Origin of the sequence: Sorangium sp. So ce836 (assembly GCF_028553905.1) — a bacterium.
GTDB lineage: Bacteria > Myxococcota_A > Polyangia > Polyangiales > Polyangiaceae > Sorangium > Sorangium cellulosum_D.
Genome location: NZ_CP102233.1, coordinates 12,282,522 through 12,302,683 on the forward strand (window position 1 = coordinate 12,282,522; position 20,162 = coordinate 12,302,683).

General features: G+C 71.2%; 15 protein-coding genes and 1 pseudogene. 9 read left to right on the forward strand and 7 right to left on the reverse strand.

From position 1 onward, the window contains the following. The first annotated feature begins 196 nt into the window (after positions 1–196). Complete coding sequence (locus NQZ70_RS44885) at positions 197–994, forward strand: GNAT family N-acetyltransferase (RefSeq protein WP_129579711.1); 798 nt, start codon at positions 197–199, stop codon at positions 992–994. A gap of 30 nt (positions 995–1,024) precedes the next feature. Next, on the forward strand, positions 1,025–1,810 hold the full coding sequence (locus tag NQZ70_RS44890) for an iron-containing redox enzyme family protein (RefSeq protein ID WP_129579712.1): 786 nt from the start codon (positions 1,025–1,027) through the stop codon (positions 1,808–1,810). Here NQZ70_RS44890 and NQZ70_RS44895 read toward each other — a convergent pair. Beyond that, complete coding sequence (locus NQZ70_RS44895; protein ID WP_165374481.1) at positions 1,782–2,858, reverse strand: helix-turn-helix transcriptional regulator; 1,077 nt, start codon at positions 2,856–2,858, stop codon at positions 1,782–1,784. The two genes, NQZ70_RS44890 and NQZ70_RS44895, sit on opposite strands and share 29 nt — an antisense overlap. Positions 2,859–3,411: 553 nt before the next feature. On the opposite strand from NQZ70_RS44895, the gene NQZ70_RS44900 reads away from it, so the two are divergent. Both NQZ70_RS44900 and NQZ70_RS44905 read left to right on the forward strand, forming a co-directional pair. After that, positions 3,412–3,666 (forward strand): hypothetical protein, encoded by a 255-nt coding sequence (locus NQZ70_RS44900; protein WP_129579714.1) that lies wholly within the window; start codon positions 3,412–3,414, stop codon positions 3,664–3,666. A 244-nt stretch (positions 3,667–3,910) separates the two neighbouring features. After that, positions 3,911–5,146 carry an SBBP repeat-containing protein gene (locus tag NQZ70_RS44905; RefSeq protein ID WP_165374482.1) on the forward strand — a complete coding sequence of 412 codons (1,236 nt, stop codon included), beginning with the start codon at positions 3,911–3,913 and terminating at the stop codon, positions 5,144–5,146. 46 nt (positions 5,147–5,192) lie between these two features. On the opposite strand, the gene NQZ70_RS44910 is transcribed toward NQZ70_RS44905, so the two are convergent. Beyond that, positions 5,193–6,179: a thioredoxin domain-containing protein gene (locus NQZ70_RS44910; RefSeq protein ID WP_129579716.1), complete on the reverse strand. Its 987-nt coding sequence runs from the start codon at positions 6,177–6,179 to the stop codon at positions 5,193–5,195. Positions 6,180–6,331: 152 nt separating this feature from the next. Beyond that, positions 6,332–7,102 carry a hypothetical protein gene (locus tag NQZ70_RS44915; protein ID WP_129579717.1) on the reverse strand — a complete coding sequence of 257 codons (771 nt, stop codon included), beginning with the start codon at positions 7,100–7,102 and terminating at the stop codon, positions 6,332–6,334. Between the two features lie 351 nt (positions 7,103–7,453). Between NQZ70_RS44915 and NQZ70_RS44920 the strand changes: the two genes are divergently transcribed. The 4 genes and pseudogenes from NQZ70_RS44920 to NQZ70_RS53610 form a co-directional block, all read left to right on the forward strand. Continuing rightward, positions 7,454–8,446: a c-type cytochrome gene (locus NQZ70_RS44920; RefSeq protein ID WP_165374483.1), complete on the forward strand. Its 993-nt coding sequence runs from the start codon at positions 7,454–7,456 to the stop codon at positions 8,444–8,446. Positions 8,447–8,453: 7 nt separating this feature from the next. Further along, positions 8,454–9,314, forward strand: a complete 861-nt coding sequence (locus NQZ70_RS44925) for a DUF692 domain-containing protein (protein WP_129579718.1) — start codon at positions 8,454–8,456, stop codon at positions 9,312–9,314. Further along, positions 9,311–10,297, forward strand: a complete 987-nt coding sequence (locus tag NQZ70_RS44930) for a DNA-binding domain-containing protein (protein ID WP_129579719.1) — start codon at positions 9,311–9,313, stop codon at positions 10,295–10,297. The genes NQZ70_RS44925 and NQZ70_RS44930 overlap by 4 nt, the downstream gene beginning before the upstream one ends. Before the next feature lie 64 nt (positions 10,298–10,361). Beyond that, positions 10,362–10,550, forward strand: a pseudogene (locus NQZ70_RS53610) (hypothetical protein); the annotation flags it as partial. A gap of 107 nt (positions 10,551–10,657) precedes the next feature. On the opposite strand, the gene NQZ70_RS44935 reads toward NQZ70_RS53610, so the two are convergent. The 3 genes from NQZ70_RS44935 to NQZ70_RS44945 form a co-directional block, all read right to left on the reverse strand. Then, positions 10,658–11,800 carry a BPSS1187 family protein gene (locus NQZ70_RS44935; protein WP_207217641.1) on the reverse strand — a complete coding sequence of 381 codons (1,143 nt, stop codon included), beginning with the start codon at positions 11,798–11,800 and terminating at the stop codon, positions 10,658–10,660. A 548-nt stretch (positions 11,801–12,348) separates the two neighbouring features. Further along, positions 12,349–13,365: an SGNH/GDSL hydrolase family protein gene (locus tag NQZ70_RS44940; protein WP_129579720.1), complete on the reverse strand. Its 1,017-nt coding sequence runs from the start codon at positions 13,363–13,365 to the stop codon at positions 12,349–12,351. A gap of 286 nt (positions 13,366–13,651) precedes the next feature. Continuing rightward, a complete protein-coding gene (locus tag NQZ70_RS44945) occupies positions 13,652–14,743 on the reverse strand; it encodes a PHB depolymerase family esterase (protein WP_129579721.1) in 1,092 nt (363 codons plus the stop codon). A 1,061-nt stretch (positions 14,744–15,804) separates the two neighbouring features. Here NQZ70_RS44945 and NQZ70_RS44950 point away from each other — a divergent pair. Beyond that, positions 15,805–17,451: a glycoside hydrolase family 43 protein gene (locus tag NQZ70_RS44950; RefSeq protein WP_237244628.1), complete on the forward strand. Its 1,647-nt coding sequence runs from the start codon at positions 15,805–15,807 to the stop codon at positions 17,449–17,451. 86 nt (positions 17,452–17,537) lie between these two features. Here NQZ70_RS44950 and NQZ70_RS44955 read toward each other — a convergent pair whose 3' ends face one another. Then, positions 17,538–19,856: a helicase-related protein gene (locus NQZ70_RS44955; RefSeq protein WP_129579722.1), complete on the reverse strand. Its 2,319-nt coding sequence runs from the start codon at positions 19,854–19,856 to the stop codon at positions 17,538–17,540. Positions 19,857–20,162: the final 306 nt, after the last annotated feature.

Below are 20,162 nucleotides of genomic sequence, written 5' to 3' on the forward strand. Positions count from 1 at the left end.
CTGGAGGTGCGCCCCATGCAGCGCAAGATCGAGTGGCATGCCCGCTGCAAGTCGCGCCGCAAGCAACGCGCAGCATGCGCCGCACGCGCTGGACGCGCAGCTCGCGCTGCGAGTCCCGCGGCGACGAGCCGGCGACCGCGCCGGCAGCCCGGAACCATTCTCAGAATGCCTGCGCACCGCGTCGGAGGAGTTGATCATGATCTCGATTCACTGCCGTATCGCCCACACGCGCAAGGAGCTCGACGACGCGCTCCGCGTCCGCTGGGAGGTCTTTGGTCAGGAGCTAAATCTCATCGCAGCCACACCTGTCGCGCCGCGTGAGGTCGATCCGTACGACACCCTCGATACAACGATCCATTTCGTCGCCTACACGGACGGGCAGCCCATCGCGACCACTCGGCTGCTCTTGCCCAACCCCGAGGTTGCGCTCGCCCGCCGCGGCTGCCTCGGCGTCGACCTCGAGTCCAGGTTCGATCTCGGAACCCTCCATGTCCCAGGGCTCTCGCTGGCGGAGGTCACCCGCTTCTGCGTCCTTGCGCGGTATCGGAGCAGCAGCGCCCTGGACGCGCTCCACGCGGCCATGGTCGAGGAGAGCCGCCGCCGCGGCGTCACCCACTGGATCGCCGCCGTGAACGCGGAGACCGACCACGCGGGGGACGCCACGATCATCCTCCAGGTGGCCGCCGCGCTCGGGCTCGTGAGCCCGCGGGTCCAGGTCTCCCCTCTCGGCGGCGAGCCACCGCCGGCCTCGCCCGCATTCCCCTTCTACAGCGAGGAGGAGCGCGCGCGGGCCCGCTCCGGCGCCGTCGGCAGGTTGCGGCTGCCCCGGCCGCTCAGGGTGTTCACCCGCCGGATGGCCGCGCGCTTCATCGGCTCGGCCCGGTACGACAGCCGCTTCCGCCGGTTCGCCATGCCCCTGTTCGCCTCGGTGGAGGAGCAGGCGCGGGCGCCGCGACCCGTGACGACCACACCCACGACGCGCAAGGCCGCCTGAACGATCACCCATCTCGAACGGAGGAACACCATGGCAACGGACATGTTGGACTGGATCACCACCCTGGATCAGGAGGTCGCAGCCCTGCTCATTCGTCTCGACGCGGATCCCGCGGCCCGCCGGCTGTACGACGGCGCCACGACGGCCAGCGAGTACGCGGCTTTCCTCGAGCAGATTTATCATTACGTGCGCTGGACGCGACCTCTGTGCGCCCAAGCCGGCGCGCGGATCGCGGCCAGGTGCATCGGGCGCGCGAGCGAGCCCTCCGCGGCGGATGGACGCGTCATCCTGGCGCCGCTTCTGCTCCGCAAGGCCGAGGAGGAGTCCGGGCACGAGCAATGGGCCCTCGACGATCTCGCCGCCCTCGGGCGCGACCCGGAGGCCGTGAGGCGCGCGGAGCCCGCGCCGGCGACACAGGCCTATATCGCGTGGAACCGCTACACCGTGGAGGCGGGCGCGCCCGAGGCCTTCCTGGGTACGGCCTACGTGCTGGAGGCGCTCTCGGCGCGCCGCGCCGGAGACGCCGCAACGCGCCTCGTGGCACGCGCCCGCATCCCTGGTATCGCGGGTGCGGTGCGCTTCCTGCGGGGGCACGCCGACGCCGACGAGGGGCACGTGCGCGAGCTCGCCGAGCTGCTCGCGACGATCCCGTGCCCGGACGCGCGCGAGGCCATCCTCCTGTCGGCGCGGGTCACGCGGACGCTCTATCCGGACATGATCGCCGGCGCGCTGGCCAGCGCGGCTCGGCAGAGCGCGGCGGCGACGAAGCGGGAGGCGCCGAGTCACGTCAGCCTCGCTGCGCAGCGTGAGCCATGAGACCGGTCCGACTCGGTACCCCCAGGGCGTCGTAGACCCGCTGCAGGTGCTTCTTGACGGTCGCAGGCGTGCACCCGAGATCCTCTGCGATCAACGCGTTGTCCCAGCCGCGCAGCACGCGCTCCGCCACCTCGACCTGCCGTTCCGTGAGTCGCCCTCTCCACGCCGCCGGGGCCGCCGCGACCGCCCCCTCGCGCAGCTCCACCACCCACAGCTTCCGCCCTCGCTCGACGAACGGCACAAAGTCGGCGCGCAGCTCGCCGTTGGATGCTCGTCGCACCCAGGGTGCAGCCTGCGGGCCGGAGGCGGGCGCGGTTGCGGCGGCGCCGAGCGCGCTGGCGAGCGGCGCGGGGAGGGCGCTGGCGCTCCGCTCCACGGGCGTGAACCAGCGTCCGAGCAGCGCCTCGGCGCCCGCGCTGCGCGAGAGCACGGACGCCGGCGGGGCGACCACCAGGACCTCCATTCCCTCGCGGCGGAGCGCCGCCTCCAGCGCGTCGCCGCGTCGTATCGAGTCTCCGAAGCGTCTGCAGCTCCGCGTCGCGGCCGCGATCGAAGGGGCGAGGTGCTGCAGGAGGGCCCGGTCGCGGTCCGAGAACGGGCGCCGCCGGTCGCGGTAGAGGGTGATCCCGCCGTGCCAGCCCGGCTCGACCGCGAACAGGATCGCCATGGCCTGCTCCAGCCGCATCCCGAGCTCCCGGCTGCGCCGGTACATCACGCTCCGCTCGATGGCCGTGCGGGAGAGCATCTCGCTGTCGCGCAGGACCACGTTCGGCTGCGCGATCACGGCGCTCCGGACGAAGTCATGCGGCGCGAGAGCGCCGTATCCCGCGAACAGCTCCGACGGGAGATCGGCGACGGCCCAGTCGTACGCCGTCGGGTCCCCGGGGAGCGAGATGCAGAGCGCGCCGTGGTCCGCCGGCACGAGCTGGCAGAGCACGCCGTATGCCCCGCGCAGGACTTCGTGAAGATCCAGCGAGCTGTGCAGGGTTTCGAGGAGCTCCCACGTGATCCGCTGCTCCCGCGCCGTCAGGTGGATCGAGGATCGCATCGGGGGTGGAGAATATCCGATGCGCGAAGCGTTGTGCGCGCGCGTACCACCAAAGGGGTACAGGACCGTCCCGGGGGCTCGGAAGCCCAACCACGAGGTCCACCTGGCCGAGCCGTCCGGCCCACAGCCCTGACGTGTTCCCAGGGTTGCATCCAGGATTCCGTCTCCGCCGCCCGACGCGCAACGCGCGACCGCGCCGCGCTCCCGGCCGCGCCGATGCCGCTGTAGCTCTGCGCGCTCGTTCGGCCCGAGGATTGTTTCAAACCCCGCGCTCCGGGTGCTGATGGAGGGGGTGTCCATGACATCAGTCGCACGGCACACGCATGGCGCCTGCGCACCACGACATTGGTTCAACAAATAGGCTGCCAACGAGCCGGCCGTGAAGGGAAGGGCGTCCAGGATCACGCCATCGATGCTACCTGCCCCAGCGCTTCGGCGCGCTACTCCCAAAGTGGCATTCACGCGACGCATCCGGCGATCTATCCTGAGGATGTCGATCGATGCTCACGGCGCACGGCGTCGTACGACGGCGACACGCTCGCCATGAGAGCGGATGAGCTACCACGATCCGATCACGATCACGAAGGCAAGTACCAGCGTCACCGTAAGTGCCCAGCAAGCAACCAACACCTCGCATCGTAGGATCTATGATGACGCTAGTTACAAAATCGGAAATCAGCGTTCCGCCCCCTGCCGCTGGGCATCGCCCAGCGGAACCAGCACGCAGAAACATACGATGGCTCAGGCCGATGGCATCGTTGCTCCTCCACTGCGCAGCAGGATGCACTTCGGCGTCGACCTGGTATGACGATTATTCGTCTGCCAATGCTTCAGCGGCGTCGGGAGGCCTCGGGTGCGGCCAACTTTACGACGGTTGCGAGGCGAGCGGGGGCTGCGGCGCTGAGCTCGGCGCGAGCGCCGCCTCCTCCTGTGACGCGCCGGCTATCGACGGCTGCACATCGGCGGACGACGAGGGCTGCGGCACCTCCACGGAGTGCGGCGAGCCCTCCGTCCACGTCCACCGCATCGGAGCCGCCGGCATGCAGGTCCCCGTGGACATCGCTGTGGACGGCGACGGGAGCACGATCATCGCCGGCAACTTCGGTGGCTCTCTCGACATCGGGGAAGCGCAGCTGGTGGGTCACGAGACGGATGACGTCTTCGTCATCAAGCTCGGTCCGAGCGGCGCTCCAGTATGGAGCAGGAGCTTCGGCGACGACGATCTACAGCACGTTCAGCGGATCAGCACGGACGCGGACGGGAACGTCCTCTTGATCGGCGATTTCCGGGGGACGATCGATCTAGGGGGCGGTCCGCTCGCAAGCGCGGGAGCGCGGGACATCTTCGTCGCAAAGTTGGACCCTTCGGGGAGGCACGTGTGGAGCAAGCGCTTAGGCGGCGCCCATGATCAGCTCGGACGCGGCATCGCAGCGGATCGAGACGGCAACGTGCTTATCGCCGGCACCCTTTGGGGCTCTGTCGACTTCGGCGGCGGGGTGATGACGAGCGCCGGAGGGGATGACCTCTTCGTGGCCAAGCTCGACAGGAGCGGCGAATACGTGTGGGCCCGAACCTACGGCGATCAGGAGACGCAGGAAGCGTCGGATCTGACGGTCGACGGACAAGGCAACGTCGTGGTGACCGGCTACGCCTTGGGCGTGGTTGACTTCGGGGATGGCCCGACCGTGGGCGCCGGCATGCCGGACGCGATCCTCGTCAAGCTGGACAAGAACGGCTCGACGCTGTGGAGTCACCGGTTCGGCGACGAAGACACGCAGTTCGGCCACAGCGTGGGCGTCGACGACGAGGGGAGCGTCGTGATGGCGGGCGCGGCGCGCGGATCCATCGATTTTCCGGATGGGGCATTCCATAGCGCCGGTGCCTACGATCTCTATGTCGCCAAGTTCGATGCTGCCGGCGAGCTTCTGTGGCACCGCCAGTTCGGCGACGCTCAGGACCAGTCGAGCATCGCCGTCTCTATCGACCGCGCCGGCGCCGTGCTGCTGACTGGCTCGTTCGAGGGGAGCCTGGCCTTCGGGTGCAGCCCGCTCGTCAGCGCAGGCAAGACCGACGCGTTTGCGGCCAAGCTCGACCCTTACGGCGACCCCCTGTGGAGCTGGTCCATGGGAGATGCGGATCCGCAGGCAGCGACGGGGATCATCGGCGCCCCCGGCGGTAACATCGTTGTCACCGGCGAGCTTTTGGGGACAATCGGCTTGAAGTTCCACCCGTTGCCGGCTGCTGGCGATATGTCGTCGGATATCTTCTTGGCCAGGTTCCGCCCTTGAGGCGGTCGCGATGGGGAGGGCGGCTGGCGCCGCCGACCCGCGGACCTCACCGCGCGCCCGGCGCTCCGGCGCTCCCGGCCGCCGCGCCCCCGCCCCCGCCGAGGATCGCGAGCTCGGTCGCGATCCACCGGTCCAGCTCCCCCTGCAGGCTGAACAGCGCCAGGTCGAACTCCCGGCCGTTGACGACGATGAACGGCGTCCCCGAGAGCCCCGCGCGGTCGGCCTCAGCCTTGTCCCGCGCGATCACCCGGGCGGCGGCCTCGCCGGCCATGTCCGCGCGGAACCGGGCCATGTCGAGGCCGACCCGCTGCGCGTAGCCGAGCAGGTCCTTCTCCTCGAGCCGCTGCTGGTTCTCAAACAGGAGCCGCTCCATCTGCCAGTAGCGGCCCTGCGCGTGCGCCGCGACGGCGGCGCGCGCCGCGGCCTCGGCGTGCGGGTGCGATCGCAGCGGGTACACCTTGTGGATCAGTCGCACGTTCGGCGCGTGGCGCTCGAAGATCTCGTCGAGGAGCGGGACCGCGCGGCCGCAGGAGGGGCACTCGAAGTCCGACCACACGACGATCTGCACCGTCGCGCGCTCCGGCCCGCGCGACGGCGAGTCGGCGAGGTCGATCTTCTTCACGTTCGGACCGAACCGCACGCCGTACGCGGCCTGCGCCTCCGCGGCGCTCGCGCCGCCGCGGATCTTGTCGGCGACGAGCTGCGCGGCGGGCACGCAGGCCGCGCAGGGGCGCGACTCGCGGACGCACTGCGCGAGCGACACCGCCTGATCGGCGCACGGCGCGTAGAGCTGCGAGACGAGCTGCCACCACGTGTGGCGCTCACGGCGGACGAGCTCGGCCGTGCCGACGCCGGGCAGCTCCTCCGGCTCGCCGCCGGGCGCGTCGAGCGGCGCGGCGCCGGGCGGCCCGGGGAGCGGGACCGCGGGCGCGTCTGCGAACTGGGGATCCTGCCGCTCCGCGCCGCCGCAGGCGGCGAGCGCGGCGAGCGCGGCGAGCGCGAGCCGTCGTGCACCTGATTTCGGAATGAACACGCGCGGATGCTACACCCCCGCGGCGGCCGAGCCAGGCCGAAGGGCCGCGCGCCGTCGCGACGGCGCGCCCCCTCGCCGGCGCGCCCCCTCGCCGGCGCGCCCCCTCGCCGGCGCGCCCCCTCGCCGGCGCGCCCCCGGCCCCCGCAGCCTCCTCAGAAGGCGCCGCCGAGGCCGAGCGTGGCGCGGTCCGGCGCCATGGCGACGTGCGGCGCGAGCCGGAGGCGAGGCGGGCGGAGACGGATGTACTCGTAGCTGTCGGCGGTCGAGCGCTCCTCGCGCTCGAGGACCGCGATGTCGATGATGTTGGCCGTGAGCAGGCCGGCGCTGCTGCCGATCATGATGCCAGCCAGCTCCTCCCACCGGCGGGAGTCCGAAGCTCTGCCGACGAGCAGGCCGACCATGCCGCCGCCGAGCGTGCAGCCGGCGTTGAGGCCGAGGCTGGCGAAGCCCTTGCCGAGGTTGCCGTTGGCCCAGTGGGTGACCGGACCCCCGAGCGCGAAGGTGCTGAAGGACCACCAGGCGAGCACCTCGTTTTCCGTGCCGACGGCGATGGGCGCGAGGATGGCGGTCCCGCCGAGCACGAGGAGGTGCTGCCAGCCGTACCAGACGCGCTTCGGGCTGGGCTGCTCGCCCTCGGGCGGCCAGGGGCTCGGGCTCGTCGCCCACGCCGGGAGCGCCTGGGGAGCTCCCGGCGGCGCAACCCCGGTCGGTGGCGCGCCCACCGGCGCCGCGCCGGCTGGGCCGCCTGGCGGCACGGCAGGCGCTGGCTGCGGCGCGGCAGGCGCTGGCTGCGACGCGGCAGGCGCTGGCGAGACCCGGGGAGCGGAACCGGACGCCGGCTGCATGGCGGCGGCCGGTCCCGCCGCGAACACCACGGCCGCTGCACAACCGAGCCGCAGCCCCCCGCGAAGCATGCCTGTCATCCGGCGTTCCTCTTCTCTCTTCGACGCTCGCAGCCCTTGTACTTCCTTTCGCTCGGCCGCTGCACGCAAATCCGGCCCCGCGCCCGCGCGAGCGGCGAGGACGGCTGCTCCGGCGGCGCGCGGCGCGCGCCGTCAACACCAGCGCCGCGTCGGGACCGAGCGTAGGTCTCGCACGCGGCGCGAACCGGGCCGCGCAGCCGCCGCTCCTCGAACGCGATGTACCAACGACCGGGACGGTAGGCCTGCGACAACTTGCCACATATTCCGCGCGCGCCAGCCGTGCCTACATGCCCTGCGCCGGGCAGCCGGCAAGCGCGCGCAGCGCGCTCCTTCGGAGGCAGGACGACCACCATGACCCAATCACCGGGATCCACCTTGCTTGCGCTGGCGCTCGCCAGCTTTGCCGCATTCGCGCCGGCCTGCGGCGGCGATGACGACTCCACCCCCTGCGCCGATGCCACCGCGGGGACCGGCGGATCCGATGCTGGGCCGGGCGGCTCCGGCGGCGAGTCCCCCGCCGGGACCGGCGGATCCGACACGGGCGGCGGCGGCGAGCCCGTGGATGACGAGGACAGCGACAACGACAGGGACGGCTTCACCCCGCGCGAGGGCGACTGCGACGACTTCAACAACACCGTCCACCCCGACGCCGAGGAGCGGAATCTCGATAACATCGACTCGAACTGCGACGAGTCCGACGCGCCGGTCAGCACGCTCGTGTGGAACGCCGGCCCGGAGCCCGATCTGGTGGACGCGATCGACGTCATGGACGAGGACGGCGATGGCCAGATCTCCCTCGAGGAGTTCTCCGCGGCGTGCGCCGAGTCCGCCATGCTGTCGGGCACCGCGCGCCCCGGCCTGGTGCAGGTCCACGCGTCCTGCGCCGGCACGAACAGCTGCCGCGGCATGGTCTATCAGACCTGGAACGAGCTCTACGAGCACGCCTGCCGCGCCATGAACAGCTGCAAGGGCTGGAGCTGCGTGGAGACCGCCGAGGACCAGGAGCGCGACGGCCCCGCGGCGTTCGGGGCCGGGGGGTGTACCCACTGCCACTCCGGCCCGGCGGGCACGTTCGGCGTGAAGGTGCCGCCCGGCGAGGACGTGGACGCCTTCGTCGCCGACTTCTGGGAGCGCCGCTCGGACACGTACCTGCAATCCATCATCGCGTTCGGGATCGACGGCGTCGCCGCCGGGGGCATCGCCTACTCGAACATGCCCGGCGCCTATCACCTGCTCTCGCGGTCCGAGATCGACCGGCTGATCGCGTACCTGCGCACGCTGACGCCGGAGGGGCACGCCTTCGAGCAGCTGCCGGCCGCAGATCCGATCGACCCGGACCCCTAGCCCGCCGATGAGCGCGCCGCGAGCCGACGACGACGACCGAGCGCCCGACGCGCGCGCTCTCCCGCGCGACGCGCTCGGCCTCGGGCTGCGCCCGCCGCACTACGAGGCGATCGAGCGGCTCCGGCCGCGGCTGGGCTTCTTCGAGATCATCGCGGAGAACTACCTCGGCGCGTCGCCCTTGCCCCGGGAGCGGCTCCGGCGCATCGCCGAGCGCTACCCGATCGTCGCCCACGGCGTCTCCCTGAACCTGCTGGGCGAAGCCCCCCTCGACCGGGATCACCTGTCCCGGCTCCGGGATCTGATCCAGGAGTTTCGCATTCCCTATTTCACGGATCACCTCTGCTGGACGGCGTTCGAGGGCATGACGCACCACGATCTGCTGCCGGCGCCGTACGATCCGGAGCTGATCCCCTACGCCGCCGCTCGGGCGTCCGAGGTCCAGGAGGCCCTCGGCGTCCCCTTCGGGATCGAGAACCTGTCGTCGTACGTCGCCTGGGAGCGCGACACGATGCCGGAGTGGGTGTTCTACCGCCGCGTGGTGGAGGAGTCCGGCTGCTGGGCCATGCTGGATCTCAACAACATCTTCGTCTCCAGCGACAACCACGGATTCGATCCGCGCGAGTACCTCGACGGCGTGCCGTGGAGCCGGGTCTTGCAGGTCCACCTGGCCGGACACCAGGTGTTGCCCTCGGGCCTGCGGCACGACACGCACGATCGTCCGGTATGCGACGAGGTCTGGTCGCTCTACGAGGAGGCGTGGCGCCGGGGCGGCCCTTTTCCGACGATCCTCGAGTGGGACGCGGAGATCCCGCCCCTGTCCGTGGCGCTCTCGGAGCTCGACAAGGCGCGGCGGGTGCGATCGGCATGAGCCCGAGGGGTGGAGATCCTCCGCGCTGGCTGCGAGAGCTCCAGCGCGACTTCACCGCGGTCCTCCGCGCGCCGCTCGACCCGGGCGCCGGGCGCTTCCGCGAGCGGCAGGAGCGGTATCCCGCGCGGCTCGTGGCGCAGCTGAAGGGCGGCCCGGGGGGCCCCGCGCCGGCGGAGCGGCTCGCGGTCTATCACCGCCAGTACTGGATGCGGCTGTTCACCGCGCTCCAGACGAGCTTTCCCCGCGTGGCGCGGGCGGTGAGCCATTGGCACTTCAACCACCTCGCCGCGCTGCACCTCGCCGAGCGCCCGCCCCGCCACGCCGACCTCGACGAGGCGACCCGCGGCTTCGCGGAGCGGCTCCACCGCGCCCTCCAGCGCCTCGGCGAGGCGGGCCGCCGCCCGCCGGAGCGCCCGCCGCACGGCGACGCGTGGTGCCGGCGGATCGAGCTCTCCAGGGCTCCGCTCGCCCTGGTCCGCCAGGCGCTCCGCATGGACGAAGCCGAGCGTCGCGCCTACGAGTCGCCCTTCGAGGGGCTGTGGCGGCCGGCGCCTGACGAGCTCGCCCGGCTGGCCGAATCGCGGCTGCGCTTCGCGGTGTCCTGCTCGTTGGCCGAGGAGGACTGGGACCTCGCCCGCTTCTCGCGGCTCGCGGGGGCCGATCGGGACGAGGGCGCGCCGGAGCCGATCCGTCGCCACCCGTCGACCCGGACCTGGGTCTTCGCCCGGAGCGCCGCCGGCACCACCATGACCTCCGTGGATCCGCTGTTCGCCCGGCTGCTCGAGCGCTGCCGGGAGCTGCCGTTCGGGCAGGCCCTCGCCGCCGTCGAGCAGGGCTGCACGGCCGCGGAGGCGGCGCAGCTGCGCGCCAACCTGCAGGGCTGGATCGCGCTCGCCCTCGCGAGCGGCTGGTGGACCGGCCTCGCCGGCGCCGAGCCCGGCGCGCAGCCGGAGGGCTCGAGCGATGCTCCGGGCTGGGCGTGAGCCTTCCCCGGCGGGTACCGCGGGTCAGAAATCCCGTCAGGATTCCTGAGACGACGCGGCACGGCTTCACACGCGTCCGTCACGTAGTCGAGGCCGGGTTGTCGAGCGCAAAGAAGCGCGCGAGCCAGGCGAAGTGCTGCCGGAGTGGGCCGAGGAGACGTATCCCCTCTACGCGTACCATCATGCCGCACAGCTCATGTCGGCCAAGGTCCGCGCCTTCTTGGAGTTTGTCGTCGCGCTGACGCGCGCGTAGCGTCGGGATCGTCGGCGCCGCGCGGCTCTTGACTGAGCAGCGGAGTGCATGGGCCGACGAGCGCTAACGGGTCCTCGCGGCAGCCTCACTCGACGAAGAGCGCGACATCACGGCAGCGGCAAGCCGAACATCGTCTCGCAGACGGCGACGTGCGCGCCGCAATTGCCGGTGGCTCCGTGGTCGCCGTCCTTGAGCGCGAGCCGGTGCGACCCGCCGTACGGCGGCGCCGCGCCCGGGACGTCCACCTCGACGAGCTCGCCGGGCAGGCCGATGAGGTCGAACGCCTTGAGGTGATCCGGGTGCTGCTCATCGCGCTCGCCGGTCAATCCGAACATGCGATCCACGGGCGTCGCCGACGGCTCCGAGAGCCAGGTGGCGCTCACCGGGTTCGTGTCGCGCGGCCCGGCCAGCGACACCACCCGGTCGAGCCGGACGACCTTGCCGATGCGGGCGGCCGAGCTCGCGCCGTGCGAGTGGCCGCTGAAGATGATGACCGACCAGCGCGGGCTCCCGTCGTCTTCGAGGAAGTAGCCCCAGTCGCCTCGCGGGTGGACCTCTTTCAGGTGCGCGAGCGCCCTCGCCAGCCGCGCTTCGATGCTGTCGGCCCTTGCCACCTCGATGAGCGCGGTGTGGTCCTGACCGTCGAACGCCTCAAGCCGCGCGTCGCCGAACGTGTCCGGATCATTTTGAACGATGTTGTAGTCGTTCTTGTAGGCGACCGCGAACGCGTGAAAGCCGCGCGCGGCGACGAAGCGGGTGAGGTCGAGCGGGCCGGGAGGCTGGCTGCTCCCCGACAGCGTGACGACGAGCTTGCCCGCGAACCGCGCGACCCGAGTGTCGAGGAGGGCCACCTGCTCCAGGTCGCGGTCGGAGACCTCTGGATCGAGCTCGCTGGGCTTGAACCGGATCTCGCTGAGCTCGGGCGAGCTCGTGTCCACGTGCAACTCGCGCGGCGCGCCGCCCGCGCCGTTCGCGCCGCCCGCGCCGTTCGCGCCGCCCGCGCCGTTCGCGCCGCCCGCGCCGTTCGCGCCGTTCGCGCCGTTCGCGCCGCCCGCGCCGTTCGCGCCGCCCGCGCCGCCCGCAGAGTCACCGACTCCGGAGGTCGCGGCGGCGCCGCCGGTCCCGGTAGTCGCGGTGCCCGTGGCTGCTCCGCCGCCAGCGCCCGGGGGGCCGCCGTCGCTCGACGAGCCGCCGCACGCCACGCACCCGAGCGCCCACCAGGCGCAACCGATCCACGCCGTGAGCCGCATGCTCGAAACGTTACCAGATCACCGCCGGCGCCACGCGGTGGACGAGCCGGATCTCCCGATTCTCTCGGTCGCGCAGCGCGGTGCGGGCGCGCGTGGCCGTCATTTTCCCGCGCGGGTAGAAGGCTGCCGGTCCGGCGGCGCGGGCACGCTCGAAATTGCGAGCCAGCACTCCGCGGGACCATCGTCGAACCGGCAGCCGCCTGTCCCTCCGGGCGCGACCGTGCCCCCTTCCGGCACGCAGCTGCCGGTGGTGGCCTAATTTGCTCCGGAGTGATTCACATGAAGGCGGGAAGACGGGAAGATCATTGAGCTTTCTTCCCGCCTTCCCGCCTTCATGTTCAAATTAGGCCACCACCTACGGCCGCCCTCGGTTGGGAGAGCGTGCTGGAACATCGGTCGGCTCGCCGAGCGCGGAGAGAAAGCGGGCGATGTTCCTTGGCTCGGTCACCAGGGCGACGAGCTTCATCCGCCCCTTGCAAGTTGGGCACTCGAAGACATCGAGCCTGCAGGCGTCAGGCTCCGCGCGCCTCCCTTGAGCGACCGCGCCGTCAGAGCAGAGGCTGCAACGCCGCGTACCACTGCTCGCCCAGCAGCACGTAGCCCTGGAGGTTGGGGTGCCACTGATCTTCGAGCAACGTGGTCTTGTTCGGATTGAAGGGCGTGTACATGTCGACGGAGATGATGTGTCGGCCTGCGTCCGCGCGGGCCTTCACCACCGCCGGAATTGCGTCGTCGTAGGTCTTGATGCGCGCGCTGAGCGCGGTGTCGTCGCCCTTGCTCGCGTCGCCGCGCGACGGGACGGGCGCGGCCACCACGATGAGAACATCGGGGAGCTGCGCGTAGATGCTGTCAATCAACGCGCCCAGACGTTTGGGGGCGTTGGGCATGTCGTAATTGTCGATTGCGTCGTTGGTTCCAATCATCAAGAGCACGATGTCGGGCTTGTATTGCGGCATGACGGTCGACACCAGCGTCGAGATGCCGCTCCTTCCGCCGGCGGGGGCGATCGTCCAGCCGCTGTGGCCCTCGTGGTTGTGCGGGAACGCCACGCCGCCAACGGTGTTCGGTCCGTTCGATCCCGAACCGACGAACGTGATGTTCTTGCCCGCCGCGTGCGCGAGCCGGAACAGCTCGACGCGATAGCCGCCCGGCGTGTCCCCGTTGTATCCGTCGGTGATAGAGTCGCCGAATGGCATGATCTTGCATGCCGTACCGTCGGTCGGGCAGGGCCGATAGGTCGAGCCCGCGCTGCCGCCGGCGCCACCCTGCGCGCCCGAGTCTCCGCCGCTACCGCCGGCCGCCGCGCCGCCGCCATCCCCGCCACCGCCCGTTCCCGCGAGCGATCCACCGGTGCCGGCCGCAGAGGTCGTTCCGCCGGTGCCCGCGACAGCGCCGTCCATGCCGCCGCCGTCGCTCGTTCCGCCTGCGCCGCCGCCGGCGCCCGCTGCGCCCGCTCCGTCGGCGCCCGCTGCGCCCGCTCCGCCGGCGCCCGCGCTGCCGCCGCTGCAGCCGAGAGCGATGACGACGAGCCCGGCCACGACCGGCCAAGATGTGATCGGCTTCATGCCGGAGGATGGTAATGCCGAAGGCTACGGCGTTGTCAACTGAAACGACGGCAGTCGGAATCGACGATCGGGCAGCCTATGGCAATTTCACGGCGCGACGACGGTCGCCCATCCGGTGCCCGGCATCGAGAACTGCAGCTTCGCTCTCCCAACGGACGCATTAGGGCAACGGCGACGTGTGCCTCGTAGAGGCCGCCGGCTCCGCCGCCAACTGCGAGCTTTGACGGCGTCGCCCGGCGACCGCCTCCCCATCGTCGTTGCGCCCGACGCAGTCCTCGACTCGAAATCAGAATTGCGTGATGAATTTCCACGCCTCGGGGGCGTTCCAGCTCGTCGATTGCCCGGGGTCCTTCGGCTCCCAGCCGTGCGGGCCGTCGAACACGCAGTACTTGGTGGGGTGACCTGCGGAGCAGCCCTTGTACTCGGTACACGTGTGGGGCTGGCCAGCTGCCGGGAAGGTGGTCGCCGACGGCTCCTCCATGCAGCCGTTGACCTTCGCGAATTCGGCTTGTTTGACGCGACCGCTGGTCGGCATGGGGGGGCCGCTGCTGTCACCGCTGGCTTGCGACGCGTAGTAGGCGATCGGCTTGGTCAACGTCGCCGTGCAGGAGCCCGTGAGATCTGCCCCCGAAAAGAAGGCGACGCCTCGGAACACGTCCGCGCGGGTGCAGGCGAGAGCCAGCGACATCGCTCCCCCGAAGCTGAAGCCGGTGGCGAAGATCCGAGTTTTGTCGATGCAGAGATCTCCCTCGAGCTCCTCCAGGATCGCGTCCGTCAGCTCCACGTCCGACTTGCTCCAGGAACCGGCGCCGTTCGCGGCGTCCGGTGCGACGAAGATGGTGGTAGCTCCAGCGTCGAGCGTCGCCATCGTGAAGTAGTTCCGGTTCGCCACCGACATGGCGGAGGAGCCGGACTCCGCGAAGGCGAACACGAGCCGATACGGCTTGTCCTTGTCGTAATCGCTCGGCACGCGAAGGATGTACTTGCGAGAGGCGCCGCCGAACGAGATGTCGATCGTGCCGTTCTGCAGAGTCTTCGCTTTGCCGCAGCCAGCGCTCTTGACCGCGTCCGTCCCGGTCGCGCCGCCTGCGCTGCCGCCGCTGCCGCCGCTGCCGCCGCTGGCACCGCCGGGATCGGAGCCACCCGACGCGGTGCCGGCGCCGCCTGCGGCCGCTCCGCCCGCGCCCGCGGAGCCGGGCTGGCCACCGCCCGGGGTGCTGCCCGCGCTCGCGGCGTTACCACCGGCGCCCGCCTGCGCTTGGCCGCCCGCGCCTGCGACCCCCGGTTCTTCCGACGGAGGGGTGCTGCTCGACGAACAAGCAACACCCGAGAATGAGAACAGGGCGAGGACCAGGGAGGAGCAACGGGCGCTTGTCATCGGTAACTCCGCGCGCGCGAAGGGCGCGACTGGGACTCGACCCTAGCTCATGGCCTCCCGACCAGCAATGGATTGAGGCGCGCCGGTTCAGTTGTAAAGCAACAGCTCAAAATTGGCGCGCCACCATACCGGCCGCGACCGTATCGTTCGGCGCGTAGGTAAAAGAAGCCGGGCGCGTAGGTAGAAGAAGCCGGAGCGCAGCGCGAAGAAGCGCAACGCAGTAAACCGAAGGTGGTGGCCTAATTTGAACATGAAGGCGGGAAGGCGGGAAGAAAGCTCAATGATCTTCCCGCCTTCCCGCCTTCATGTGAATCACTCCGGGGCAAATTAGGCCACCACCCGCGGCACAGTCCCGCCAGGATTTCTGCGACGAAGAGACGGAGGCGGCGACCGATGCGGGGACGTCCGCCGTCTCGCCCGCGGCCCATGCTGCGCCCGCAAAGCCGCCGGCAAAGCCAACGCTGACGCTCATGATCATGGCCCCCATCAGCTACACGCTTCTCGGCATCCGGCGTCTCCTGATCCGGTGAAGGGCGAGCTCAACCCCCCACTGCAGCTCGGAAATGTGACCGTTCACATGCGCGACGCCAGCCCAAATCGGCCGATGATGGGGCGAGCTCTTGGCCGGAGCGCGCGCTCGAGTCGCCGCGCACGAGAGGCGATCCCCGGGGCGCCGGCCGCCTGCGGCATCGAGCGAGGGCCGTCCGTGCGCAGGTCGGCATCGAGCGCATCGTGCCGGCGATCACCGCGGTCCGGCGCCCGCCCCCCCGGTGACGCGGCGCTCCGGACGAGCCCGCCAGCGTCGTCCTCCCTTCGGGATCGAGGATCCCGCTCAGGCCGGTCGATTGGGTTTGACACCAGGAATGTGATCGTTCACATTTCGAAAGGGGTATACTTGTGCTTTGCCCTGGGTGGGCCGTCCTGCGTGCCTTTGCGCGGGCTGTCCTCTCATCTTATGGCGCCTCCGTCGAGTCAGCACCAAGGGGTGCGGGGCGCCGGCAATTCCGCTCGCGAGAGGATTCAACGTGCGCCTGAACACAACGTGGAACCGAGCAAGAAGCATGACCCTGTCGGGGATGGCGCTGGCCATCGTCGCCGCGATTCCGTCCCTCGCTCGGGCGGACAACCCGATCGTGCAGACCTTCTACACGGCCGACCCCGCTCCCATGGTGCACGAAGGCAGGTTGTACCTCTACACGTCCCACGACGAGGACGTGACGGTGAAGGACTTCTACACCATGAACGACTGGAGGTTGTACTCCACCGTCGACATGGTCAACTGGACGGACCACGGCTCGCCCGCGGGCTACAAGAGCTTCCGCTGGGGGACCGACAATGCGTGGGCGCCGCAGGGTATCGCCAGGAACGGCAAGTACTATCTGTACGTACCGCTGAACAACAACACCGGCGCGAAGATCGGCGTTGGCGTATCGGACAATGTGGCAGGCCCGTTCATGGACCCGCTGGGAAGGGAGCTGGCCGTGGCGCCCGGAGGCGGCAACATCGACCCGACGGTGTTCGTCGACGACGATGGACAGGCCCACATGTACTGGGGGAATGCCAAGCTCCGGCACGTGAAGCTGAACTCGGACATGATCAGCACCTCGGGAAGCATCACCGAGGTGCCGTTGAACGGCTTCACCGAGGGTCCGTGGTTCTACAAGCGAGGGTCGCTGTACTACCTCGTCTACGCCGCCATCGCCGGGAGCGAGAAGATCAGCTACGCGACCAGCAACAGCCCGACCGGGCCCTGGAACATCCGCGGCGACATCATGGACGCCGGGCGCACCTTCACCAATCACGCCGGCATCGTCGACTACAAGGGGCACTCGTACTTTTTCTATCACAACAGCGCATTGCCGGGCGGCAATAACTACAAGCGCTCGGTCTGCGTGGAGGAGTTCACGTACGGGGCCGACGGCAGCATTCCGAAGATCACGATGTCCACGAACGGACCGTCCGCCGTCGACACGCTGAATCCGTTCAGTCAGGTCGAGGCCGAGACCATCGCCTTCTCGTCCGGGCTCAAGACCGAGGTGTGCACCGACACCGGCGCCGGCATGAACGTCACGTCCATCAGCAATGGCGACTACATCAAGGTAAAGAACGTCGATTTCCTGGACGGCGTGACCTCCTTCGAGGCTCGGGTATCGTCCTCGGCCGGCAACGCGAAGATCGAGCTCCACCTCGACAGTCAGGACGGCACCCTGCTCGGGACGTGCGACGTCTCGGGCGCGTCGTCCTGGACCACCAAGACCTGTGCGGTCAGCGGGGGCAGCGGGAAACACGATTTGTTCCTGAAGTTCGTCGGCGGCAACGGCGACCTCTTCAAGTTCAACTGGTGGCGGTTCACCGGACCCACCATGCCGGATGGCGGGGACGGCGGAGGCGGTGCTGGCGGCAGCGGCGGCGCCGGGGGCTCGGGCACCGGCGGCTCGGCCACCGGAGGAACGACCGGCACCGCTGGCTCGGGCAGCGGCGGCAACGCCGATCCCTCCGGTGGGACGGGCAGCGGTGGCAACGCCGGCACTGGTGGTGGCGCGGACAGCGCGCAAGCTGCCAGCGGCTCGGGTGGGAACGGCGCGGACGGGGCCGATTCAGGCGGCTCGTGCTCTTGCCGGACGGGCGCGAGCACCAGGGACGGCGGACTCGCCGCCGCTCTCTCGCTGGTCGCTTCTGCGCTCGTCCTTCGGCGTCGGCGCCGGTAGGCGCTCACCTTTGCGTTGAGCTCTCTCTCCGGATCCCTGGCTGGACTCCTGGTGGGTGAAATACCGGAGCAGCGACGCCGCGACGGCTACCCGAGCAGCGACGCCGCGACCTGCGGCGCCTCCCGCGCCGGGCACCCCATCCAGCTCGAGAGCCGCGCCGCCGGCTCGCCGCTCGCGAGGGCGCGGTGCACCCGCTCCGCCACGTCCGCGCGGAGCGCCCGCGTCCCGAACACCGGGTAGCCGATCGCCGCGTAGGCCCTGGGATCCACGCCCCGGGCGACCGGCACCGACACGGCGCCGGGCGCCGGGCACGCGGGCACGCGGGCCCGGCCGAACCAGGCCGCGCACAGCGAAAGGCGGCGCTCCAGCGCGCCGCGCCGGAGCAGCTGCTGCACGTAGATCACGCGCTCGCCCACCTCGATGCCGTGCGCCGTCAGCAGCGCGCGATCGTCCGGCGCGAGCTCCGCGATCTGCTCCTCCGCGTCGCGCGCCGCCGCGGTCCCGAGCCCCTGCTCCAGCTGGTAGACGATCCCGCGCGCCGCGCCCTGCAGCGCGCGCACCTCGGGCGAGCGCAGCGGCGCGAGGAGCTCCTCGACGAGATCGCGCGCGAACGCCACGAGCCGCCGGAGGACGCGCGACCGCGCGCCGGCGCCGAGGTCCTCGAGCTCCGCGAGCCGCACGTCGGGCAGGAGCAGCGTCGGGCCGCGCGCGAGCTGCCCGAGCGGCCGCTCGCCGTGGGCGATCCGCCCGGCCGCGTCCACGGAGAAGCGCTCGTGCGGCTCCCCCACGATCGCCTCGACCCAGCGCGCCCGGTCGTCCTCGGGCGCCGGCGCCGCGGGCCCGGGCGCGAGCAGGGCCCGGAGCGCCGCGATCCGCGCGAACGGGTGCCCCGCGGCCACCGCCTCCGGCTCGGCCTCGGCCTCGGCCCGGCGCGGGCCCCCACGGGCGACCGCGCGCGCGCCCGGCGACGCCCGCGCGCCGCGCCCCGCGCCGCCGCCCCGCTCGACGAAGCGCTGCACGAGCCGCTCGTGGAGCGCGTCGCTGAGCCGGTCCTCGATCGCCCGTGTCCGGTCCTGCCACGCCGCCGCGTCGCGGACCCAGCGGCCGTGGTTCGAGATGTAGGTCCACGTCCTGATCGACGCGATCCGCGTGATCAGCGTGTCGATGTCGCCGCCCACCTCGTCGATCTCGGCCACCCGGGCGGCCATCCAGTCGGTGTCGAGCGCCGCGCTCGAGCCCGAGAGCTGGCCGTAGATCTCGGCGAGGAGCGCGACGTGCGACTCGAACAGGAGCTTGCGGAAGTCCGGGATGCGGCAGACCTCCCAGAGCAGCGCCACCGCTTCGCGACCCCGCGCGCGCGCTCGCACCTCCGGGTCCTCGGCGAGCCGCACCAGGGCGGCGGTGTCCTCGGCGTCGTCGACGAGCTTCAGGCTGCGGGAGCGCGGGCGCTCCCGGAGCGACGCGAGGAGCGCGTCGATCGAGCTCCAGTCGAGCTCGCTGTTGCGCCAGAGCAGCCGCCGCACCGGGGGGAAGCGGTGCGCCTCGATGGCGGCCGCGACGCCGTCGGGGAGCGACAGCGGCGCGACCGTGCCGAAGGTGCCGTCGGCGAGGTGTCTGCCCGCGCGGCCGGCGATCTGCGCGAGCTCGGCGGGGTCGAGGTCGCGCACGGCGCGGCCGTCGAACTTGCGCAGCGCCGCGAACGCCACGTGGCGCACGTCGAGGTTGAGGCCCATGCCGATCGCGTCGGTGGCGACGAGATAGTCGACCTCGCCGGACTGGAAGAGGGCGACCTGCGCGTTGCGGGTGCGGGGCGAGAGCGCGCCGAGCACGACCGCGGCGCCGCCGCGCTGCGCGCGCAGCCGCTCGGCGATCTCGTAGACCTGGGGGGTCGAGAACGCGACCACGGCGCTGCGCGGGGGCAGCCGCGAGAGCTTGCCGGCGCCGGCGCTGGCGAGCCGCGAGAGCCGCGGGTGCTGGACGAGCTTGGCGGTGGGCACGAGCTCGGCCATGAGGGGCCGCATCGTGTCGGCGCCGAGGAACCAGGTCTCGCGCCGGCCGCGCGAGAGGAGCAGCCGCTCGGTGAACACGTGGCCGCGCTGGTCGTGCGCGGCGAGCTGGATCTCGTCGATGGCGAGGAAGTCGACCTCGAGGTCGATCGGCATCGCCTCGACGGTGCACACCCAGTAGTCCGGGCGCCTCGGGACGCGCTTCTCCTCGCCGGTGACGAGCGCGACGCGGGCCTCGCCGACGCGGGTGGTCACCCGGTCGTAGACCTCGCGCGCGAGCAGCCGCAGCGGCAGGCCGATCATGCCCGAGTCGTGCGCGAGCATGCGCTCGATGGCGCGGTGGGTCTTGCCGGTGTTGGTCGGGCCCAGCACGGCGGTGATCGGGGAAGCGTCGACCATGCCGCGCGCAGCTTAGTACCGGATGCCGGAAAGACGCCCCCGCGGGGGAGCGAGGGGGCGCGCCGGTGGTCTCGACTGGACGGGCTCGTCCGCGGGGTGCGGCGCGGAGCGCGCGCGGCGGGGACCTGCGGCGGAGAGAGCCTGCCGCGGCGCGGAGGAACGGAGGAGAAGATGCGACAGCGGACCGCTCGCGCTCGGTCTTCGTCCCGTCGCCGCGCCCGTGGCATGATGGCTCGAGATGCCGGCAGCTGTAAGAACCGCGACAGTGGGCCCCGCCTCTGCTAGAGCCCGAAGGCCCGAGCGCAA